Origin of the sequence: uncultured Bacteroides sp., assembly GCF_905207245.1 — a bacterium.
GTDB lineage: Bacteria > Bacteroidota > Bacteroidia > Bacteroidales > Bacteroidaceae > Bacteroides.
Genome location: NZ_CAJLKP010000028.1, coordinates 1 through 22574, shown reverse-complemented (window position 1 = coordinate 22574; position 22574 = coordinate 1). Strand labels below are relative to the sequence as shown.

The following is a 22574-nucleotide window of genomic DNA, read 5'->3' as shown; positions in this document are numbered from 1 at the left end:
GTTTGTTAATCATTGAACAAATCATTTTCTGTAACTTCCCTTGCACCGAATTCGTAGGCCACCGGGTCGTTATTTAAAAGAGGATTGCGTCCGCGGTCTACATCCGAAATCGGCAGAGTGAGATTGGCTGACGTAGCGATGGAAACTCCGGTTCCATCAGAAGTCTTTGCATATTGGCAAGCTTCGGTTTCGTCCCATTCGTAACCGGCATTACGTTCCTGGTTATTGAGGTAGTTCACCACTTCCTGCTGCCGGTAGTAAGAGCGGCGCAGGAGGTCATACCAATATTGTCCTTCCAATGCGAATTCGATGCGGCGTTCGTAATGGATGTTCTCGTACGTGATGCTCGTCAGTTCCGGCATTCCGGCACGTTTGCGCACTGCGTTGAAGGGGTCGAGAGCTTCTGGTTGGCTAGTCGAAGCATTGTTGCCGAGGACAGCTTCGGCGAGATTCAGATATACTTCTGCCAAGCGCATCATGTAGGTGTTGAGTCCGCTACTTTGCGAGTAGCTTTGTCCATTGTCGTCAATCTTGCCTATCACATACTTCTTGAAGTTACATTTGTTGTCATAGCCGGTTTCGGTCACATTATATGTGTAGCCGCCGTTCTTCGTATTAAGTTCCGGGTAGTATTCACCGACGGTGGCAATGGTGCAGTGGCGGCGTATGCGGTCCTGAGGATCATAAGTGCGCACAAGGTCGTACGAAGCATATGTGGCATTTCCCCAGTTCTGTTCGCCTACCATGGTCGACCAGCCGAAATAGGTGGTCATAGAGTTGTTGCATCCCCAACCGATGGCATCCGTACTACCTTGCAGCCATTGCAACTGGAAGATGGATTCGTTGTTGTTGTTGCATGTGGCTGGCGCGAACAGTTCGCTGTAATTGTTAAGCAATGAGTATGGGCCTTCATTGATTACTTTCAAGGCAGCTTTACGTGCCATATCCAGATAATGGGAGTTGCGCGAACCGCGGTTGAAGTCGGTAGCAATATTGCTGCCATTGTATTCACCGTCGGTGGTCAGTCCTGCCATGGAGAGATACATACGCGAGAGAAGAGCGTAAGCACTGTAACGGGTGACGCGGCCTACATCGGAAGCTGTCTTGCTGAGGTTGACTGCCGCATACTCAAGGTCGCGGATGGCAAATTCTATTACGTCGACACCCCGGTTGGCGGGAACAACGGAATTGCCCACCTGCTCCGCTGTGTTTTCATAGATGATACCCTTGTTCCATAGGGAACCGATGTACCAGTAAGCAAGTCCGCGCATGAAACGTGCTTCGGCGTATGCTTGTATCTTGGCTGCTTCGCTGACCTGGGGGCCGGAGTAGTCTCTGATATTATTGATGGCATAATTGGACTGTGCCACTACAGAATAGAAGGAACCCCATGCATCTTCAAGGCCCGGGCTCAAGGCTGTTTCCGTGAAGTTTGTATAAGGATAGATATAGTCGGACCAACGGGCTGTGATATTGTTTGCGCGTCCGTCTCCCATGCTATAATAGGCTTTATCGTTGAAACTGTTCCACACATAGTTGTAAAGCGGTGCGGTAGCAGCTTCCAGAGCTTCATCACTGTCGAAGAAGGTTTCCTGGTTGGCACTGGTGGTGTTTTCGTGTGTCAGGAAGTCCTCGCAGGAACTCAATACCAGCGAACCGGCCAGTGTTGCTATGATTAATATTCTATTTTTCATAATGTATAATTCGTTTTAAAAGATTAGAAGGATATGTTTAATCCGAATGTGTAGATGCGGGGCGAGGGATAACGGCCGTAATCCACACCGGTCATCAATGCATCTCCGTAGATGGAACCTACTTCCGGGTCAAGTCCTTTGTATTTGCTCCATGTGTATACATTCTGTATGTTAGCGTAAATTCTCGCATTGCTGAGGAAAATTTTGCTTATCCATTTCTTTGGGAATGTGTAACCGATAGAGATGTTCTGAAGCCGGATATAGGAAGCATCCTCTACAAGCAGGTCGCTGATGCGGGTAAAGTTGTTGTTGGCATCCGATTCCTGCAAGGCAGGTAATATGGTGCTGGAGCCATTTATTACATGCAGATTGCGGTAATCATCATCCGGACCGTTGGGATCTATCAAACCGATTTGGGCATAGTTCAACGATGACTTGAGGATATTTCCATTGGAACGCGGGTCTTCGATACGGTAGCGGGTCAGGTTGAGTGCCTTGTTGCCGTATGATCCCGAGAAGAATACTGTCAGGTCGAAGCCTTTGTAAGAGAATGTATTGCCGATACCATAAGTGAATTTCGGTTCCGGGTTTCCGAGGTAGGTACAGTCTTCGTTGTTGATGACACCGTCACCGTTGCGGTCCTCATAAATGTAGTCACCTATCCACGTACTATTTTGGGCAATCGTGTTGCCTTCCGGAATGGCTACTTGCTTCACGTTGCCGTCAGCGTCTTTGCGGTAGAAATCCGTTGGTTCGTCGAAACGTCCGATTACCTTGTATCCCCAGAACTGCCCGATAGGCTGTCCTACGGTTGTCTTGGTGACGATGTAGCTGGCCGAACTGGGTTGGTAACTCTTTTCGATGGATGAATTGTCGGTGTCAAGTTCCAGTACTTTATTGCGGTTGAGCGAGAATACGAGGTTCGATGTCCACTGGAAATCCTTGTTTGTGATGTTGGTGGTATTTACAGTTAGTTCGAAACCTTTATTCTGAAGAGAACCTACGTTACCCCAAGGGTTGGATGCCGCTCCTTGTCCGCTTGAACCGAGATAAGCGGGTAAGGGGAGCTGGAGCAGAAGGTTTTTGGTCTTCTTGTAATATACATCGGCAATCAACTCGATACGGTTCTGGAATAAGCCGAGGTCTATACCTATATTATAAGAATGGGTCGTCTCCCATGTCAGGTCAGGATTGGCTGTGTTGCCTGTCAGCACGCCGGTTCCCCAAGGAGTGGTTTTGTAGGAGAGAAGTGCCATGTAAGCGTAATCGCTGACATTCTGGTTACCCGTGGCACCCCAGCCGGCACGGAGTTTCAGGTTGTTAATGACTTCGTTGTTTTGCAGGAATGATTCCTGTGACGCACGCCATGCAAGGGCTACTGCGGGGAACCATCCCCATTTGTTACCTTTGGCAAATTTGGAGGAACCGTCCCGGCGAATGGTTGCCGTCAGCAGGTAACGTTCGTCGAAAGAGTAGAAAGCACGTCCGAAGAACGAAGCGATAGAGTTCACCACGCGCGAACCCGTAGTGGTAGAAGTAGTGACGTCGCCTGCGCTCAAATCGGGAGTAGTGTTGCTGAGGAAACCTGTGGCGGTGCCCACTTGTGTCTCCCAGTTGGATTGAGACATTTCCTGACCCACCATAACGTTGATGTTATGTTTCTCTGCAAACGTATTGTTGTAAGTAAGGATGTTGCGCCATGACCAGTATTTCGTATTGGTTTTGGTCCACTTGGAAGTACGTGTGTCACTCGTCTTGATACCGAACTGATAATCGGGCTGATAATAATAATAGTTGTTGAAGTTCCAGTCGGCGGAAAGTTCTGTCTTAAAGGTTAGTCCTTTCAGTAGTGTTGCTTCCAGATAGGTATTGAAACGGAAGTTGGTCTTGCGGTTGTTATTGGTACGTATAGAGGCAAGTCCCACCGGATTCTCGGGCATCCACACATCGTCCGGACCGTCAAATGAACCATCGGGAGATGTAACGGCAACCGTGGGTTGTTGTATCAGTGCGCTCATGATGGTATTATTGTCAGTACCTACATTCTGCTTGGATTCGGCAAATGAAAAGTTTACGCCACCGCGCAACCACGACTTGATTTCAGTATCGACATTGGCACGCAGGGAAAGACGGCGGAAGCTGGACCCCAGCGCAATACCGTCTTGGTCGAGGAATCCACCGCTAAAGGCATAAGTTGTTTTGTTGTTACCGCCACTGACAGAGATGTTGTGGCTCGTCATGAAAGCTTTGCTGAACAGCTCGTCTTGCCAGTTGGTTCCTTCGCCAAGCAGGTCGGGACGTACAAAAGAGCTGCTTTGTTCTACCAGTCCCAAGGCGGAACGGTCGTTGTGATGCTGCGCATACTGGCGCAGATTCAGCATATCGAGCTGTGTAGGCATTTCTTGCCAGCCGGCATATCCGTCGTAAGTCACGGTCGCTTCTCCTGCCTGTCCGCGTTTAGTGGTAATCATGATGACACCGTTGGACGCACGCGAACCATAAATTGCCGTTGCCGAAGCATCTTTCAAGACGTCCATAGACACGATGTCCGACGGGTTGATGCTGGACAATGGATTGCTGTTTTCATCATCGGTGGCAGAGTCCACAACTACACCGTCTATCACGAATATAGGTTGGTTCGTAGCATTCAGTGAGTTGATACCACGGATGCGGATAGAGGTGGATGCGCCCGGAGTACCGGAGTTGGCCTGTATCTGCACACCTGCGGCACGGCCTTGCAACACTTGATCAATAGAAGTCGGTACCGATTTCTTGATGGCTGCGTCGTTCACCGATACTACGGAGCCTGTGAGGTCCGAACGTTTCATTTGTCCGTAGCCCACTACCACCACTTCATCCAGCATTTCAGTATCTTCCTTCATGGTAACGTTGATTTGTGTCTTTCCGGCTACAGGAATCTCTTGTGTCTTGTAGCCCACAAATGAAATTACGATGGTACTGTTGGATGGAACATTCAGTGTAAAGTTGCCGTCGATATCTGTAATGATACCGTTGCTGGTGCCTTTCTGTACTACACTTGCACCGATAACCGGTTCTCCTGTGGTGTCTGTCACAACACCCTTCACAGTAACGTTCTGTGAAAATGCCCATATAGGTATCAGGCATAATAAGAATAGAAGCCCCAATGGCTTAAAATAATAAATTGTGCATTTCATGATGAAATTAATTAAATTGGATAACAATAATATTCTCTTTCTTTAATAAAGATGTGAAGACATGTTTTTCATTCTCAGGTTTTCATATGTACATTCATTGGTATTAAAGGGTTAAACTTCGCTTTTCGTCTGAGACAAAGGTATTTGATTAATCGGATATACTGATGAAAAATTGTAGCCTGTGTTGCATTTAAATGTAACATGACTTTTCCCTGTGTTACAAAATTATTTGCTGGTGTTACGTCAGATGGGTAAATGATACATAAAACGTTTCTTTTGCAGGCATATCCTTCTTGCTTGACCTGTATACCTGTTACATTTTTCATGGGAACCGAGCATAGATGAATCTCACTTTAATTCATCCGATAGTCGGGTGCATCTCGAAAGTTTTTCTTATCTTTGCTTACCTTTAAGTATAGAATACAATGAAAACAGTTCGTAACAAACTCCTCCTTATTATCTTATTGCTGTGTTTGGTTGGCTTGCCAGTATCGGCACAGACCGGTAAATTCTACTCTACCAATAATGAACTGTCAAGCAGTCTTATCAATCAGATATTTCAGGATGAGAGAGGGTTCATCTGGATAGCAACGGAGTACGGGTTGAACAAGTTCGACGGACTTCGCTTTTCGAACTACAAGCACATCTCGGGCGACTCCACTTCCATTAAAAATAACTACGTGCGCACACTCTTTGAAGATAACGGACGGAATCTGCTGGTGGGCTGCATTGATGGGCTGATGAGGTATAATTCCGAGACGGACAGTTTCCGTGAAATACCGATGATACGTGCAGGCAAGCGGGTTTTTCCGCACGTCACGCAGATGCAGAGGTTGCATAACGGGGAAATCTGGATAGTGACCACCGGACAAGGTATTTTCCGACTCGACGAGCAGCGGCAGCAGGCGGTGTCTATTGATGAAATCATGAGACAGGTAAACTATAATTTCCAGTCCAATCTCTATGAAGACTCCCATTATAACATATGGATAGGTACCGAAGGTCACGGACTGATTTGCTATTTGCCTACAACGAAAGAGGTGCGTGTGTTCAGATATCCGGTGATTAATGACAATTACGTTTCTGCTATTGCGGAAGATAAATATGGAAACTTGTTTATCGGGACTCAAAAACAGGGACTATCACTGTATGATCGCAAGAAGAATCAATTTATTCCCGTTCCTTGCGAAGGTGGAGGAGCGTTGTCGGTCTATTGCCTGACGTTGGTGGAAGAGCGCTTGTTGATAGGCACTGACGGACAGGGGCTGAAAACCTATAACCGGATGACCGGAAAAATTGAAGATTATAGCATTAATTCCGCTCCACTGGATTTCTCGGAGGGAAAGATACATGCCATACTGGAAGACAGGGATAAGAATCTGTGGTTGGGGCTGTTTCAGCGCGGGATTGCTTTGATTCCGAAACACGAGAACCCATTTGAGTATTATGGTCATAAGTCTATCTATTATAATCCTATCGGGCAGGGCTGTGTGATGTCCATCTATCAAGACAGCAACCATCACTTATGGGTGGGCACTGATAATGAAGGCGTATACGAATTGGATGCGGAAGGGAATAGGCTGCGGCATTATCAGCCGGGTAATAGTTCGCGGTCCGTTGCCAATACCATCATGTGTATGTACGAGGATACAAACGGAGACTTCTGGCTGGGTTCTTACACACGAGGCCTGGCAAAGCTGAACAGGTGGACGGGAGAGTGTGAATATCCGTTACCCATCGACAACGAGAAGATATTCTCCATAACGGAAGATCGGCATAAGAATCTTTATATTGGCACTTTCGGCTCAGGTTTCTACCAATATAACCTGGTGACGAAAATCCTGAAACATTACGAATCGTCCAAAGACGAAACAGGAGACCTGACCCGCAACGAACTGGCTAATGACTGGGTGAACTATATCTTTTGTGATAGTGAGGGACTGATCTGGCTGGGACATTATAAAGGCATTAGTTGTTTCAATCCGGAGAGCGAGAGTTTTATCAACTTCCGCAAAGTAAACTCCCTGATTGAGGACCGCGTGGGGTATGTATTGCAGGAAGACCATGCCGGAAACATTTGGGCGGGTACGACTGACGGGCTGTACCGTTTCGACAAAAAGACCGAGGAACTGAAATGCTTCACGATGGCAGACGGCTTACCCAATAATGTGATTTGCGGACTTTGTGAGGACGAAAGGGATAACATATGGATAAGTACGTATATGGGCATCTGCAAATATGACGTGGTGAATAGCCGTTTCATTAATTATTATGCCGGAGACGGTTTGCAGGGAAATGAGTTTACGCACGGGGCGTTTTATAAGGACCGCACCGGGAAAATCTATTTTGGTGGCATCAACGGTATCACTTGCTTCCTGCCCTCGTCCATAGGCAGTGTGCAGAAAGATACCCGTGTCTGGATTACGGACTTCTTTATCTTTAATCAGCCTGTCCGTAAGAATACGCGTTCGGGAGGCCATACTGTTATGTATACTTCCGTGCTGGACGCAAATCTGTTTCAGTTGGCTCATTATGACAATACGTTCAGCATCGTTTTCTCCACGTTGCAGTATAACAATCCGGAGCAGATATCCTATCAGTATAAGATTGAAGAGTTGAGCAACCAGTGGCTCAGTACCGAGCCGGGTGTGAACAGGGTGACCTACAATAATCTTCCGCCGGGTAAATATACATTCCATGTGCGGGCATTGAGTCACGGTAATCTTTCGGAGGTGCGTACGGTGAAGATTCTGATTACTCCGCCTTGGTATGAAATGTGGTGGGCCTATTGCATTTACATTTTCCTGTTTGGTTTGCTGGTGGTAGGTATTATCAACTATATCTTGTCGCGCATGCGCCATCGCCGTGAGATTATGAACCGCGAACATGCCGAGCAGTTGAATGAGGCGAAATTGCAGTTCTTCATCAACATCTCCCACGAAATACGCACTCCGATGACGCTTATTATCAACCCACTGGAGAAGTTGCTGGCTGAAAAGAAAGGTGGGGAGGTGCAGAAAACGTATCTGATGATTTACCGGAATGCACAACGTATTCTTCGCTTGATAAACCAGTTGATGGACATTCGTAAACTGGATAAGGGACAGATGTTCATGAAGTTCCGGGAGACGGATATGGTGGGGTTTATTGACGATGTGATGCTCACTTTCGACTATATGGCGCGGAAGAAGAAGATATACTTCACTTTTGAACACGCCATGCCGCAACTGAAAGTATGGGTGGATATGAATAACTTCGACAAGATATTGATGAATATCTTCTCTAACGCATTCAAGTACACTCCGGAACAGGGAGAGATTACTGTGAAACTTTCTACCGGACGCGACTCCACTCGCCGGGACCCTCTGAAAGAATACTTTGAGATAATGGTGACTGATAGTGGCATCGGGCTCGACAGGGAAAAGGTAGAGCGTATCTTTGAGCGTTTCTATCAAATAGATAATGATGTGACGAAGTCTAACTTCGGTACGGGTATCGGTTTGCACCTGTCCCGTTCGTTGGTGGAATTGCATCATGGGATTATTTTGGCAGAGAACCGGGAGGATGCTCCGGGCAGCCGTTTCATTATTCGTATTCCGATGGGGTCCGCCCACCTGCGGACGAATGAACTGGAAGATGTGGAAATGGCAACTACGCCCCATGCAGTGTTGGTGAAACCGGAGAAGCCTGATTTTGAGGAAACTTTTGAAGGAGAGGAAGAAGATGCGGAAGACAGAAAAGCAGGGAAAGCGAAGAACCGCATGCGCATATTGATAGTGGAAGATGAGGAGGAAATTCTTTCTTATCTGAAAGAGGAACTGGAAGGAGACTACAGGATTATGATGTGTAAGAATGGAAAAGAGGCTTATGATACGATTCTTGCGGATACTCCTGATTTGGTAATCAGTGACATTATGATGCCGGAAATGGATGGATTATCCCTTTGCCGGAAAATGAAGCAGAATACGAATGTCAATCATGTGCCTGTTATTCTGCTGACAGCCAAGTCTAAACCGGAAGATACGATGGAGGGTATGGCAACCGGTGCGGATGCTTATATGGTGAAGCCTTTCAATACGGAGTTGCTGAAAAGTACGATTGCCAATCTGATAGCTAATCGTAAGCTGTTGAAGAGTAAATTCAGTGGGGCACAACAGCAGGAAGACAAGGTGCAGAAGTTATCGATGAAGTCTGCGGACGAGATATTGATGAGCAAGATAATGAAGGTTATCAATGAAAACCTCTCCAATACGGAACTGAATGTGGAGATGTTGGCAGCCAATGTTGGTCTGAGCCGTGTCCATGTGCATCGCAAGTTGAAGGAACTGACGAATCTATCGGCACGAGACTTTATTAAAAATATCCGCCTTCAACAAGCTGCCGCCTTGTTGAAAGAGAAGAAGCTGACAGTGTCAGAAGTGGCATATGCAACAGGTTACACGAACCTGTCGCATTTCTCCAGTTCTTTCAAGGAAGTTCATGGAATGTCGCCCAAGGAATATATGCAGGCACATCAAGGGAGTAGCTAAAAGCCTCTTTATTTATTGCCTTTCCAGATAGAGAGAACTTTCCTGCGTATCAGGAGTATATTCAGGGTGGATACCACTATGAATAAGATACTTCCGGCAAAGATGCAGGGGAGGAGAGAGCCTGTTTCCAGTTGTGGAAGCAGAGTTTGCAGAACCCCTGTGTAGTAACTCTGCAACCATGCCACGCCACAAATGGCAAGGAATAGCACGAGGAGGTTTAATCCTACAGTCAGCACATGATAAGGTAGCGCCACTTTAGAAGGACTGTAACCTATTAATAACAGGTTCTCCAACTTTGCCGTATTCTTTTGAAGCAGCAGGAATACACTCAGCATCAATATATAGAAAGACAGGATGCTGATGAACAATCCCACACCCGAAACAATACCCGTAATGAGGCGCAGGAAGTAGGTAGTCTTCCCGGCATCCAGATTGTCTCCTTCGGTTTCATAATTCTTCTGTTGGAAGTAGTCGGTAATAGCTGTATCTGTAGGGTTCTTCACTTCTACGATAAGGCGGGATGACTGTGCATCCCGCTCGGGGGCAAACGTCTTATTGGCCCATTCCATAAACGATTGCGGAACGAGAATCGTATTCAGGCGGTTGGAGAAGCCGACGATATTTCCTTTGTACTGCTCCATATGTCCATTGCCGCGCATAATGATGTCCATTTGTATCAATCCCATTACACCTTCCGACAATTTCGGCAGGTTGCGGCTTTGCGCAAAGCCAAAGTTATAAAGGTTCAGGTAATTGCGGGGAATGATAATAGGTATGGTCTTTGTTTCCTCGTCAAAGTGCCACTTGTCCAGGCTGACATCGACAAAAGCATCCGGAACAGACTCGAAAAACATATCAGTGGATATACGTATACCGGCTTGTTGCATTCCCAGTCCTGCTGATACTTTGAATAGTGTAGGGGTAAAGGCACCTACGCTACGCGTGAAAGGTTGGGCTTCCAGTTCCTTGATTTCTTCTTTGGAGAAAGTATTACTTTGTCCGGTGAGGCTGCCGAGGGCGCTGATTTTCTTAGTAGCGATGATATAATCCTTTTTCATGAAACTGTCTCCCTGCGTGAAAACGGGAAGGACATCCTTATAAAATTGCACGCTCAGTAGTACAATCAGCATTCCGAAGATATTGGCGAGAAAAAAACCGCTCAGTTGCCCGATGCTGATGTGTTGACGGAGAAGTTTCCAAACAAGTCTGTTCATTGAAGTTTGATGTTATTGTTAAATGATAATTTATCGCGCTTCGCGCGATAAGTGACGAGCTACAAGCTACGAGTGACAAGTGCCTTTCGGTGTGATAGCCGGGCGAATAATTATTCACCCACGAGTACAGCGCAGCAACTCGTTACTGGTAGCTTGTAACTTAATTTAGCGCTTTGCGCTAAATTATCATTTATAGTTTCAATATTTTATTATACTCTAATCCTATATGTTTTCCGATAGAAGTAACAATCACTCCTGCACCTTGCTGTTCGGCTTCCTCGGTCAGTATACGCCCCATCAGTGTGCCATTATCATCATCCAGATGGCTGATAGGCTCATCCAGAAAGATAAAGTCGAACGGTTGGCAGAGCGCGCGAATAAAAGCTACACGTTGCTGTTGCCCGAAGGATAGCTTTCCGGCTTTCTCATTTACTTTATCGGATATACCGAGCATCTCGAAAAAGGCAAGGATTTTTTTTTTCTTTTTATAATTGGTGAGCCGGTTTTTCAACTGGATATTTTCTAATGCTGTCAGTTCGGGGAAGATGCGAAGTTCCTGAAACAGCATACTCAGTGAATGTTTCCGTAACTCCACCCATTCATGAATAGAGAGTGAACAGATGTTTTGTTCATCAAAATTGATAATACCCTGATAGTCGTGGCGATATCCGTAGAGATAGCTACATAACGAAGATTTTCCCGTGCCGGATGCGGCTTCAATCAGATACCGCTCTCCTTTTCGTAGCACAAGGTCTTGGTGCCATACATCGGATGTGATGGCATCCCGGTCGGCAAACACTTGGGGAAGTGTTTGCCGCAGATGAATGATTTCCATTATTAATCGGGATTAGATGCCTGCAAACTCTTTGATGAAGTTTACAATCTGTTTTAGTGCATTTACATTCTTGTCTTTCAACTGAATGACCATTTCTGCATTATTGTTCGGGTCGCCTACGGCTTCCATGTAAGCTACTTTGTCAACCAGAGCAATAGCGGTTGCATATTGTGCTCCGCCGTATTCGCCTAACATCTTCACTACCGGTAGGCCCAAGATGGCTTCCGTATTGATGACAAAAGCACTATGCTTGCCTTTGATATTTGATGCGAACTCAGTATCTTTGATTGACGGATTAACGGCTTTGTCTATGCTCTTGTACAACATTTCGTCGTTCGTTGCATACAGATTATTGTCGCGTACACCAAAGAATACATTCAGCATCCTGGATTTATATACATATTCATTTTCCCCCAGTTTAAGGATGTCTTCACCACGTTTCAAGCCCAGTTCATTCTTTTTCTCGTATAGCATCTGCACGGGGGCGGCGCTCTTCACATTAGCATAAAGCAGGAAGGTAGGAGCATTATTCATGGTGACGTTAATCAGACCCACTGCAACATCTTTCTGGAATGTTCCGAATAATTCTTTCACTTCATTTGCTTTGGCTATAGAGAAATTTTTCTGGAATTCTTGGTTTTCAAGCAGCAGGTTGTAGAATTCTTCTCCGTTAATACCCATACTGAGGTACATCAATGTAGATTTGGGGAAGTATTTCAGGAAGCTGTTTTCTATGGCGCAGGTTGCTTTCTTCTGTTTATCGAACATAGCTTGCAGTTCGGGGTTCTCAGTGAAGTTTTCATACTTCATGCTGATTTTCCCTTTATCGAAAGAGAGGCTTCCCAGTATCTGCATGTCTTTCAGGTTGATATTCTGAGACAGGCCAAAGTTGATTTGGTTGGCATATACTCCCAAAAGGCTCGCCGGAGAGAAGAGTACATCGATATCTCCACCCATTTTCTGCATCTTCTTGAAAGCAGGTGTCGATACAACACTGTTCTCGCTGGTCTGCTTCAGCAGTGTGGGGATGCCTTCTTTGATTTTATCGAGTTGCGTAGTTCCTCTATAATTAGTCAGCATAAGCACAGAAGGAGTATAAGCCAGGAATACCTGGTTGTTCATTTGTGTAAACTGAAAACCATCACCGCTTGCCAGAGGTTGGCAGATTTTCTCTTTTTCCAGTGTTTCCAGTAGTGCATGTAAGTCATCTTCATTGCTCACTTTCGCAACTACCGTAGTATAAGGGAATGCTTCCGCGCTGAAAACGTACATTGGTGCTGACACATCGATACCTGATTTCTTCGGGTCCTTCATAATCATTTCCACTTGCTGGAATGTTGCGGCATTCATGCCACTCTTCAATGCATCTATCAGCTTTTGCTGTGCTTCTTTGTTCTCCTTGTCATTGAGGCCTGCTTTGTCAACCAGCGCCTTCACGTTGATGCTGACTACCGTGCTAACATTGGCAGGAATCACATTCGTGTACTCCTGTTTCTCGGAACATGCGCTGACAAAAGCCATCAATACAGCCATCAACGCCAAGCGGGGAAACAAACTTTTCTTCATATCATTCTTGGTTTTAGTGTGATTATCATTGATTTTGTAAATTCAGAATGTGGCAGGCTACCAAGGCGGCCGTTTCTGTGCGTAGTCTCGACCTGCCCAGACTGATAGGCGTAAAGCCGTTCGCTATAGCCTTTTGCACTTCTTCTTCACTGAAATCCCCTTCCGGGCCTATCAATACCAAAGCATCTTCTCCTTTCCGGAGCACTTCTTTTAGCAAAGGTTTCTCACCTTCATAGCAATGTGCAATGAATTTTTGCCCGTTGAAAGGCTGCACGATGAACTTATCGAAGTCAATCATTTCATTCAGTTGCGGCAGGCGTGCTTTGAGAGATTGTTTGATGGCAGAAACAAGTATCTTGCTGATGCGTTCCGTCTTGATGACCTTTCGCTCGGAGAAACGGCAGTTTAGGAAAGTCAACTCGTCGAAACCTATCTCGGTGGCTTTCTCGGCAAACCATTCCGTGCGGTCCATGTTCTTGGTGGGAGCCATGGCAATATGCAGATGTCCATTCCATAGAGGTTCCTGGTAGGTGGTTTCCAGAATGTTTACGATACAACGTTTATTGGTGGCAGCGCTGATTTCTGCACGGTAAAAGTTACCTTTACCGTCGGTTAGTGTTATCTGGTCGCCGATGTTGAGGCGCAGTACGCGGACACAGTGTTGTGCTTCCTCTTCAGGGAGTTCGGCACGGGTTTGTATATCGGGTGTATAGAATACGTGCATAAGTTATTGCTGTTTTTTTCGTTTGGCTATTTCGTCCCTGATGTGGGCTGCGCGTTCGTAATTCTCGTTTGCAATGGCTTCCTGCAAAGCTTTTTGCAGCATTTCCATCGTATCTCCATGGAAGAACTCGTCATCGTGCGGGGCAGGATTTTCTCCCATAGGGGCTATGCTTGGACTATCGTTTTCTTTTCCGGTCTTAAGTTGCTCAGATTCCAGTATCTCTTCATAAATAAAAATCGGGGCTTTCATCCGTAAGGCCATAGCCACTGCATCCGAGGTGCGTGCATCCATGCGGATGATGGCATCGTCCGCTTTCAGATAGATATAGGAATAGAATACACCGTTATCCACTCTATATATAAGAGCACGCATCATGTTCACCCCCAATACTTCCAGGCATGAAGCGAAAAGGTTGTGTGTCAACGGGCGTGGCGGGACAATGCCTTTCAGGCCGATTAACATCGCCTGTGCTTCCGTCGCACCGATAATCACCGGTAATTGACGTGCGCCGTTTACTTCTCCCAGCACCAGTGCATAAGCTCCTGCCTGTTCCTGACTGTTGGAGATGTTTAGTATTTCCAGTTCTACTTTTTTCTTTTTATCCATAATCTTTTCTGAGCGGTGGACAACCGCCACTCACTTACTACTTTCTATTTACTGCTTCTTCCGGTCGGTGCTTGTACTTGAATACCAGGGCAAATAAAATGCCGATAGCCAATGCGTAGGCAGCAAAGATAAACCAGATTTCGGGCCACTCACGACTTACCAGTTTGCCATCGGCATATACTGAGAAAGCGTCTACTACGGCACCGCTGGCGTATCCTCCAATAATGGCACCCAAACCGTTGGTCATCATAAAGAATAATCCCTGGGCACTGGCACGGATATTGGAGCTGGTTTCTTGTTCAACAAACAACGAACCCGAAATGTTGAAGAAATCGAATGCCATGCCATAAACAATCATGGACAAGATTAACATCCACAGACCGGAACCCGGATCTCCGAAGCCGAACAGTCCAAACCGGAATACCCATGCAAACATACTGATCAGCATTACCTGTTTGATTCCGAAATGTCTCAGGAAGAAAGGTATGGCGAGAATAAATAATGTTTCGGACATCTGCGAGATGGATAGCAGGATAACTGAATGTTTCACGCCGAAGGAATCTGCATACTCGGGAATACTGGCAAAACTACCCAGGAAAAGGTCGCCATACGTATTGGTAATCTGTAACGCTGCTCCCAGAAGCATGGAGAATAGGAAGAAAATGGCCATTTTCTTTCTTTTGAATAATACAAATGCATCCAGCCCTAAAGAAGAAAGCAGTGATTTGCTTCCGGTCTTGGCGGGTTTACATGCCGGCAGGGTGAAAGCATACAAACCCAGCATTAATGCAGATGCGCCACCTACATAAAGTTGAGCGCTTGAGTTCTTGAATCCGGTAAGATCTACCGCCCACATCGCACAGATAAAACCAATGGTTCCCCATACGCGAATGGGAGGGAAATCTTTGATTAAATCACACTTATATTGTTCAAGCGAATTGTACGAAACCGTATTGGCCAGTGATAAAGTCGGCATATATACCAATAAATTGAGTAACATTGCCCAATACATCTGGTCATATCCCGTAGCGGTAGAAGCGTAGAAAAGGCAGGCAGCCCCTATAATATGGCAAAGTCCGTATAAACGTTCTGCATTGAACCATTTATCGGCAATGATACCAATGATGCCGGGCATAATTAGAGAGGCAATACCCATGGTTGCGAATATTGCGCCAATTTGGCCTCCTTCGAAGTGGAGTTCTCTACCCATGTAACCTCCTAATGAAATTAACCATGCCCCCCATACGAAAAATTGCAGGAAGTTCATGATAATCAAACGAACTTTAATGCTCATAGCTTTTATTTTTATGTGTTTCTCTTTATTATTGATAGATTGGTGCAAATGTAGGAAAATTATTGGAAAAGGTGGTTGTGAGGGGTATATAAAAAAAGAAGGCTATCTATCCCAGACAGCCAATCTTTATTAACCTTAAATCTAATACCATGAAAAACACATTGCAAAGATAAAGGGTTTTATGTTATAGAACATAATGATTTGGTAAAAATCTTCTGTTTGTTAACTCATATTAACTTTGTAGCTTCTGCTTTTATGCTACTAAGGCGATTATTCGACATACAGTACCAATCCTTTGAGATATTCTCCTTCCGGATGATAGATATTTACCGGATGATCTGCTGGTTGAGTCAACTGATGCAGTATGCGTACACTTCTACCGGACATGGCTGCTGCTGTGAATACAGCAGTACGGAAATTATCTTTGGTCACTACCTGTGAACAAGAGAAGGTGAACAGGATACCGCCCGGTTTGATTTTCTCAAATGCTTTGGCATTAAGTTTGCGATAACCTTGGAGGGCGTTGCGCAATGCGTCTTTGTGCTTGGCGAATGCCGGCGGATCGAGAATGATCAAATCGTATTGGTCGCCCATGCGGTCGAGATATTTGAAAGCATCTTCTGCAAAAGCCGCATGACGGGTATCACCCGGGAAATTTAATTCTACATTTTTATTAGTCAAATCAATGGCCTTGGCAGAACTGTCTACCGAATGTACCTGTTTGGCACCTCCACGCATGGCGTAAAAGGAGAATCCGCCGGTGTAGCAGAACATGTTTAATACCGAACGGTCTTTGGCATAACGTTCCAACAAAGCACGGTTTTCGCGTTGGTCTACGAAGAATCCCGTTTTTTGTCCTTTCAGCCAGTCTACATGGAACTTTAATCCATATTCCTGAGCGATGTTGTCGTTACTTCCTCCTTTGAGGAAACCGTTTTCCGGAAAAAGGTCCGCTTTGAATGGCAAAGTCGTTTCCGATTTATAGTAGATGTTTTCAATCTGGTTGCCCATTACTTCGGACAATGCTTCGGCAATGGCCATGCGGTCTACGTGCATGCCGGCAGAGTGTGCCTGCATTACGGCGGTCCGGGCATAAACATCGATAACAAGTCCTGGCAGGTTATCGCCTTCTCCGTGTACCAGGCGGTAAGTGTTGTTAGTCGGGTTGGCAGCGATGCCGATGCTGCGTCGCATGTCATAAGCCACTTCCAACTTGCGTTTCCAGAAGTCATGGTCGATCTCTTCTTGTTTAAAGGAAAGAACACGTATGGCAATGCTTCCGATTTGGAAATGCCCTTTAGCTATGAATTCTTTTTTTGAGGTATACACTTCCACTACTTCTCCTTCTTCGGGTTCGCCGTCGAAGTGAGCAATGGCCCCGGAGAAAATCCAGGGATGGAACCGTTTCAGTGAGTCTTCTTTGCCGGGTTTAAGATATACTTTATGCATAAATTTATTATGTTGTTTTTATTTTTATCATTGATCCGAACCTGCTTTCACCGTCTCTACGGTTTCTTCTTCCGGGGCCAGTTCGTAGTTACCCGTACGCTTTAGGTCTTGTAGCAGGTGATATATGTTGAGGCAAGCCCATGCGTCTGTAGCTGCATATTGCTTTTGGGCATCCGTCAGTACATCTGCTTCCCAATTGGAAAGACGTTGTGATTTTGAGATTTTTTCCCTGAATAGGATACCGTATATCTTTTGTAGGCTTTTATCCTGAATGCCGAACGGACGGACATACTCTTGCAACTCGATGCATGCCTGCTGGTTGAAAGGAGCCCGTTTATGCAACATCATAAAGTCGTCTTTCAACGAGAGTCCTACTTTGATCACTTCCGGATTTTCAAGCAACTCTATGATGGGTTGGGTCAGCCCGGTCATGTTCAGGCGGAACAGGAAGCAACACTCGTCAGATGAAATCTGGAGCAATGCTACTTTATGGGAATGTCCTTTGGTGAATGAGGGACGGGTTTCGCTGTCGATGCCCAGAATTGCCTGGGATTGCAGATAAGCCACTGCTTTTTCCGCTTCACTTTCAGTTTGTATTACATGAATCCGTCCGGGGAATGCTGCTTTGGGCATCTCCTTCACCTCTTCTTTGCTTATGGTTCTTTTTAAAATCATATTCGTTTATTCATCGTCGTGGCAATGACAGCCATGATCGTGACAATGGCAGTCGTCATCTTCACAGTGACAGTCTTCATTGTTTTCGGGTTCGTATTCATCCTCTTCTTCGTCTTCTCCCCGGGCCTTCGGACTATATTTCACGTCATGCAGGGCACGCATGGTATTTACCAGTTTTTGTCCCCACAAGAGTCCGAAGTTTTCCTGGCAAATGGCAAGGGAGTCATTCATCGTCTCGTTCAATCCCAGTTGAAATACAAAGATAAAATCTTTGATATCCTGATAGATATCGGCCAGGTCTTCCGAAATATTCTTTTTGATGGGTTCATCGCTGTAAGCCATGTCGGGCAGGAATACTTCCAGATAGTCGTCCTTTTCTGCCAATACGGATGCCAGGTTGATGCGCAACACTTCGTATATTTCTTCCGTCACATATATTTCCGGTGCTTCGTCGCCTATCATTTCGCATTTCGGAAGCATGGACGCTTTTAGATAAAGTAAAGGAAGAATTTTCAGGGTGGTGTCAACAAACATACTACGTTTCATGCCTTCGGCACGTTCCAGAAAAGCGCAGAACTCGGCAGCTACCGTAACGAATTCTATCACATTCTTATCAAATATTACTTGGCTTTCTTTTTTCATATCAGCTTGAATTGAAACGCAAAGGTAAGAAAAAGTTGTGGGTAGTCCAATGAAATTCTTTTTTTTACTACTTTTGCATCATTAATCATATAGCTTAAGATTCTTCATCCACATGGCAAAAAAGAAATCAGATAAGGAAGCAGAACAGAAGCCGGCTTCCACTAATAAGTACTTGGCTTTCTTCAGAAACGAAACAATCCACTTTGTGATCGGATTGGTATTGGTCATCTTTTCAGTCTATCTGTTGCTGGCTTTTACCTCCTTCTTTTTCACCGGAGCAGCCGACCAGAGTATCATTGATAGCGGGAATGCCCAGGATCTTGCTGCTGTAAATAATCATGTAAAAAACTATGCAGGTTCCCGGGGAGCTCAGCTGGCAAGTTATCTAATCAATGACTGTTTTGGTGTCTCCTCTTTCTTTATTTTGGTTTATCTGGCTGTAGCCGGATTGAAGCTGATGCGTGTGCGTGTGGTGCGTCTTTGGAAGTGGTTCATCGGATGTACACTGTTGCTCATTTGGTTTTCCGTTTTCCTGGGCTTTATTTTTATGGATCATTATCAGGATTCATTCATTTATCTGGGGGGATTGCATGGATATAATATCAGTAACTGGCTTATTTCGCAGGTCGGTATTCCCGGTGTTTGGCTTATTCTTTTGGTGACAGGCATTTGTTTTCTTATATATATGAGTGCCCGCACAGTCATCTGGTTGCGTAAGCTTTTCACTCTTAGTTTCCTGAAACGTAAACAAAAAGAAGAACATTCAGAGGTGAAGCAGGATTCCGATCCCCGTGAATATGATAATCCGAAACCTCAGGAAGTGGAATTCGATGTTAATCGCACTTTCCGTCAGGAGGTACCGGTGAAGAAGGTGGAAACTCCTACCGTATCCGATCTGCTTGTCGAGTCTCCTTCTGAGTCTCCAATAGTTACGGAAAGCAGAAATACGGCAACCGATGGTGATGTCACCATGACTTTCGAACAGACAACTCCTGATCCTGTGCCCCCTTTTCGGGCAGAGTCGGCAGATAACGGGCCTGATTTTGAAATAGAGGCTGCTGCCGATGACGAAAGTTATCAGGGAACGGAAACCGAACCCTATAATCCAAAGTTGGATCTGGAAAACTATCATTTCCCTACTATCGATTTGATGAAGCACTATGAAAATAGTGAGCCTACCATCAATATGGAGGAACAGAACGCAAATAAAGACCGTATCATTAATACATTGCGTAGTTTTGGTATTGAAATCAGTACGATTAAAGCTACGGTAGGTCCTACGGTGACTCTTTACGAAATCACTCCGGAACAGGGAGTGCGCATCTCAAAGATCCGTGGGTTGGAAGATGATATCGCTTTAAGCCTTTCTGCCTTGGGTATCCGTATTATAGCTCCTATACCGGGAAAAGGTACAATCGGTATCGAGGTACCTAATTCAAATCCTAAGATTGTTTCGGGGCAGTCCATCATCGGCAGTAAGAAGTTTCAGGAATCGACTTACGATTTGCCTATTGCGCTTGGCAAGACCATTACGAACGAGGTATTCATGGTAGATCTTTGCAAAATGCCTCATGTGCTGGTGGCAGGTGCTACCGGACAGGGTAAATCTGTCGGTTTGAATGCCATCATCACTTCATTGCTCTACAAGAAGCATCCTGCCGAACTGAAGTTCGTTCTGGTGGATCCTAAAAAGGTAGAGTTCAGTATTTATTCTGTTATTGAGCATCATTTTCTCGCGAAGCTTCCCGATGGTGAGGATGCTATCATCACCGATGTGACCAAGGTGGTGCAGACCCTCAACTCAGTCTGTGTAGAGATGGACAGTCGTTACGATCTGTTGAAAATGGCACATGTACGCAATATCAAAGAGTACAATGAGAAATTCATCAACCGCCGCCTGAATCCGGAGAAAGGGCATAAATTTATGCCTTATATTGTGGTAGTCATCGATGAGTTCGGAGACTTGATCATGACTGCTGGCAAGGAGATCGAGTTGCCGATTGCCCGTATTGCGCAGTTGGCACGTGCCGTAGGTATCCACATGATTATTGCAACCCAGCGTCCGACTACAAATATCATTACCGGTACTATCAAAGCCAACTTCCCGGCGCGTATTGCGTTCCGTGTGTCGGCCATGATGGACTCACGTACCATCCTTGACCGTCCGGGAGCCAATCAACTGATTGGGCGTGGTGATATGCTTTTCTTGCAAGGGGCCGATCCGGTGCGTGTGCAGTGTGCTTTTATCGATACGCCGGAAGTGGAAGAAATTACCAAATATATTTCACGCCAACAAGGATATCCTACCGCTTTCTTCTTGCCCGAATATGTGAGCGAAGACAGCGGAAGCGATCTGGGAGATGTCGATATGGGGCGTCTCGATCCTTTGTTTGAAGATGCTGCCCGCCTGATCGTAATTCATCAGCAAGGGTCAACTTCGTTGATACAGCGTAAATTCTCCATTGGCTACAACCGTGCCGGACGCTTGATGGATCAGCTTGAAAAGGCCGGCATTGTGGGTCCTTCGCAAGGAAGCAAGGCGCGCGACGTACTTTGTGTTGACGAGAACGACCTTGAAATGCGTTTGAACAATATTCAATAATCAAACGTTAAATGAGTGTATACAATGAAGCAGATTATAATTAGCATTTGGATAGCTTTACTGACTTTGCCTGTGTTTGCGCAACAACAAATGCAGGCAAAGGTTGTGCTTGATAAAACGGCAGCCACATTTGAGAAAGCAGGGGGGATTCGTGCGGGATTCAACGTGACGGTGTTCAATAAAGGCCGGATGGCGGGACAATCTGCCGGAGTCATTGAACTCAGGGGAGAGAAGTTCGTGCTGAAAACGGACGATGGTACCACGTGGTTTGATGGCAAGACCCAATGGAGTTATCTGGCAGGTAGTGACGAGGTCAATATCAGCAATCCAACCGGAGTCGAACTGCAAAGTCTTAATCCGTACGCACTTTTGCAGATTTATCGCCATGGTTTCAGCTATAAGCTTGGAACACTGAAGAATTTTGGTGGCAAATCGATTTATCAAGTGGTGCTGACTGCTACCGACAAGAAACGGGATTTATCACGAATTGTGCTTTATGTCAGTAAAGACACTTACCAGCCACTCTTCATTCTGATGGAACAACGTGATAAGAGCCGTAGCGAAATCACGGTGACCAGCTATCAGGCAGGATTGAAATATGCCGACAGTATGTTTGTGTTTGATAAGAAGCTCTATCCTCATGCCGAGGTGATCGATCTCCGATAGGTCAAGAGGAGTAACTTCGATCGTTTATTATAAATCGTAGAATGTAAAATAGGAATATGGAAACAGAAAGAATTAAATGCCTTATTATAGGTTCAGGACCAGCCGGCTATACAGCCGCTATTTATGCAGGACGTGCAAATTTGTCACCGGTGCTTTACGAAGGAATACAACCGGGTGGACAGTTGACCACGACTACCGATGTAGAAAATTTCCCGGGCTATCCTCAGGGAATCAGCGGACCGCAATTGATGGAAGATCTTCGTACACAGGCCGAACGATTCGGTGCCGATATCCGTTTTGGAATCGCTACTGCTTCCGACCTTGGCCAAGCTCCCTACAAAATCACGATTGATGGTGAAAAAGTAATTGAAGCCGATTCATTGATTATCGCTACCGGTGCCACAGCCAAATACTTAGGTTTGGATGATGAAAAGAGATATGCCGGTATGGGGGTCAGTGCTTGTGCTACTTGTGACGGATTTTTCTATCGCAAAAAGGTAGTTGCTGTTGTGGGTGGTGGCGATACCGCTTGCGAAGAAGCCATCTATCTGGCCGGACTCGCTTCTAAAGTCTATTTGGTTGTACGCAAGCCCTATCTTCGTGCTTCAAAGATCATGCAAGAGCGTGTGATGAAGCACGATAAGATTGAAGTCCTTTTCGAGCATAATGTAGTCGGACTCTTTGGAGATAACGGTGTAGAAGGTATGAATCTCGTAAAACGTTGGGAAGAACCGGACGAAGAACGTTATTCGCTGCCTATCGACGGATTTTTCCTTGCCATCGGTCATAAGCCTAATTCGGACATTTTCAAACCTTACCTGGATACCGATGAGGTGGGATATATCATCACTGACGGTGATAGTCCCCGTACCAAGGTTCCCGGAGTGTTTGCGGCTGGCGAT

Annotated in this window: 15 protein-coding genes; 4 read left to right on the top strand and 11 right to left on the bottom strand. The window is 45.6% G+C overall.

Going from position 1 to position 22574, the window contains the following annotated elements; all coding sequences use genetic code 11:
- Positions 1-5 precede the first annotated feature (5 nt).
- Together QZ135_RS10520 and QZ135_RS10515 are read right to left on the bottom strand one after the other, a co-directional pair.
- Positions 6-1694: a RagB/SusD family nutrient uptake outer membrane protein gene (locus QZ135_RS10520; protein WP_294608739.1), complete on the bottom strand. Its 1689-nt coding sequence runs from the start codon at positions 1692-1694 to the stop codon at positions 6-8.
- Between the two features lie 23 nt (positions 1695-1717).
- Positions 1718-4870: a TonB-dependent receptor gene (locus QZ135_RS10515; protein ID WP_294608737.1), complete on the bottom strand. Its 3153-nt coding sequence runs from the start codon at positions 4868-4870 to the stop codon at positions 1718-1720.
- A gap of 425 nt (positions 4871-5295) precedes the next feature.
- On the opposite strand from QZ135_RS10515, the gene QZ135_RS10510 reads away from it, so the two are divergent.
- The gene (locus QZ135_RS10510) at positions 5296-9399 is read left to right on the top strand and encodes a two-component regulator propeller domain-containing protein (protein ID WP_294608735.1); all 4104 of its coding nucleotides are present in this window, start codon (positions 5296-5298) and stop codon (positions 9397-9399) included.
- An 8-nt stretch (positions 9400-9407) separates the two neighbouring features.
- On the opposite strand, the gene QZ135_RS10505 is transcribed toward QZ135_RS10510, so the two are convergent.
- From QZ135_RS10505 to QZ135_RS10465, 9 genes are all read right to left on the bottom strand, one after another.
- Complete coding sequence (locus QZ135_RS10505; RefSeq protein WP_294608733.1) at positions 9408-10613, bottom strand: ABC transporter permease; 1206 nt, start codon at positions 10611-10613, stop codon at positions 9408-9410.
- A gap of 190 nt (positions 10614-10803) precedes the next feature.
- Positions 10804-11448, bottom strand: a complete 645-nt coding sequence (locus tag QZ135_RS10500; RefSeq protein WP_294608731.1) for an ATP-binding cassette domain-containing protein — start codon at positions 11446-11448, stop codon at positions 10804-10806.
- Between the two features lie 12 nt (positions 11449-11460).
- Positions 11461-13014, bottom strand: coding sequence for a DUF4836 family protein (locus tag QZ135_RS10495; protein ID WP_294608729.1), 1554 nt, complete (start codon positions 13012-13014; stop codon positions 11461-11463).
- 25 nt (positions 13015-13039) lie between these two features.
- The gene (locus tag QZ135_RS10490; RefSeq protein ID WP_294608727.1) at positions 13040-13738 is read right to left on the bottom strand and encodes a 16S rRNA (uracil(1498)-N(3))-methyltransferase; all 699 of its coding nucleotides are present in this window, start codon (positions 13736-13738) and stop codon (positions 13040-13042) included.
- Between the two features lie 3 nt (positions 13739-13741).
- Positions 13742-14344: a bifunctional nuclease domain-containing protein gene (locus QZ135_RS10485; protein ID WP_294608724.1), complete on the bottom strand. Its 603-nt coding sequence runs from the start codon at positions 14342-14344 to the stop codon at positions 13742-13744.
- A 37-nt stretch (positions 14345-14381) separates the two neighbouring features.
- Positions 14382-15638 (bottom strand): nucleoside permease, encoded by a 1257-nt coding sequence (locus QZ135_RS10480; protein ID WP_294608723.1) that lies wholly within the window; start codon positions 15636-15638, stop codon positions 14382-14384.
- Positions 15639-15908: 270 nt separating this feature from the next.
- Complete coding sequence (locus QZ135_RS10475) at positions 15909-17087, bottom strand: class I SAM-dependent rRNA methyltransferase (RefSeq protein WP_294608721.1); 1179 nt, start codon at positions 17085-17087, stop codon at positions 15909-15911.
- A gap of 27 nt (positions 17088-17114) precedes the next feature.
- On the bottom strand, positions 17115-17762 hold the full coding sequence (locus tag QZ135_RS10470; RefSeq protein WP_005775769.1) for a 3'-5' exonuclease: 648 nt from the start codon (positions 17760-17762) through the stop codon (positions 17115-17117).
- A 6-nt stretch (positions 17763-17768) separates the two neighbouring features.
- The gene (locus QZ135_RS10465) at positions 17769-18404 is read right to left on the bottom strand and encodes a DUF5063 domain-containing protein (protein ID WP_122142868.1); all 636 of its coding nucleotides are present in this window, start codon (positions 18402-18404) and stop codon (positions 17769-17771) included.
- 112 nt (positions 18405-18516) lie between these two features.
- On the opposite strand from QZ135_RS10465, the gene QZ135_RS10460 reads away from it, so the two are divergent.
- From QZ135_RS10460 to QZ135_RS10450, 3 genes are all read left to right on the top strand, one after another.
- Complete coding sequence (locus tag QZ135_RS10460; RefSeq protein ID WP_294608706.1) at positions 18517-21006, top strand: DNA translocase FtsK; 2490 nt, start codon at positions 18517-18519, stop codon at positions 21004-21006.
- Between the two features lie 24 nt (positions 21007-21030).
- The gene (locus QZ135_RS10455; RefSeq protein WP_294608704.1) at positions 21031-21672 is read left to right on the top strand and encodes a LolA-like putative outer membrane lipoprotein chaperone; all 642 of its coding nucleotides are present in this window, start codon (positions 21031-21033) and stop codon (positions 21670-21672) included.
- Between the two features lie 56 nt (positions 21673-21728).
- On the top strand, positions 21729-22574 hold an 846-nt coding region (locus tag QZ135_RS10450), incomplete at its 3' end, for an FAD-dependent oxidoreductase (protein WP_294608702.1).